Source organism: Oleiphilus sp. HI0067 (genome assembly GCF_001635735.1).
This window is the reverse complement of the sequence record NZ_LWFI01000809.1, coordinates 1-1,194: the sequence shown is the minus strand read 5'-3', so window position 1 is coordinate 1,194 and position 1,194 is coordinate 1. Positions and strand designations below refer to the sequence as shown.

1 protein-coding gene is annotated in these 1,194 nt (G+C 43.6%); it reads left to right on the top strand.

What is annotated here, in order from left to right; genetic code table 11:
- Window positions 1–86: 86 nt before the first annotated feature.
- Window positions 87–1,194: alpha/beta fold hydrolase (locus tag A3739_RS08660; protein ID WP_068501045.1), on the top strand; the 1,108-nt coding region annotated here is incomplete at its 3' end.

Here is a 1,194-nt window from a genome sequence, read left to right as displayed (position 1 = left end):
TCACGTACCCCAAGCGCTTGATCGTTTTTGTGCTTTTTATACAATAGCGCGTCCTTAGTTCGTGCAGTTAATAAGAGAATTCTTTCATGTCTAAAGAACCTGGCTTTTTAAAAAAAGCACTTTGGTCCGTTCGTCATGGCATTGAGCAAACATTGTTTTCAGACAATTTTGTTATTGCAGATTTGAGCCCCTATGATGTCGTACATTCCGATGGAATTATGTCTGTTCGCCATTATCAGCCCTTAGATGAGTCTAAAATTGAAGTGGCCGGAGAGCAGATTGATGTGGAAGATGACGCGACACGTGCGGCGAATATTCCAGTATTGCTTGTGCCGCCACTTGCCGCGACTTCGTTAATATTTGACTTAATGCCGCATAGAAGCGTCGTAAGATACTTTTTAGCTAGAGGTTTTGATGTATATCTCGTTGACTGGGGAGATGTTACGGCTGATCACTCTGATTTGTCGCTCGAATCTTACGTCATGGGGTGGATGCCTCAGATCGTTGATTCGGTAGTCTCGCACTCAAAGTCTAATGAGTTGTCTATTTTCTCCTACTGCATGGGTGGATTGTTATCATTGATGTATCTAGCTACATCAGGCGATGATCGTGTTAGAAATCTCGTGACTGTTGCGAGCCCGGTTGACATGCACCAGAGTGGTATTACGGGGAAGTTTTTATCTGTCGTGTATAAGCCAGCGCAGGCTATATCCAGTATCTTGAATGTCTCTGTATTGGATATGCCGGCTAAAATGTTCCACGTACCTGGTTGGGTTTCGTCGGTCACTTTTAAGCTTACGAACCCTATTGGTAGTGTCATTAATTCATACGAGAAATTCTTGAATCTCTGGGACAGGGAATACTTAGAAGAAAGCCTCACAATGAGTAAGTGGTTTGATGACATGGTTGATTATCCTGGTGAAACGATCAAAGACATGGCTGTTCACATGATGATTGATAATCGTATTGCAAAAGGTGAAATGCGGATTGGTAAAGCTAAGGCGCACTTTAAAAAGATTAAGTGCTCTATTCTAGCGTTTGCCGGTGAGAGCGATAATATCGTTAGCGTGAAAGCTGCGCATAAAATTCTTGATATCGTGTCCTCCACAGATAAAGAATTTTGCGTTGTGCCAGGCGGGCATGCTGGGGTGTTTGCAGGTGCATCTGCGCCATCACATACATGGGCGATCAGTG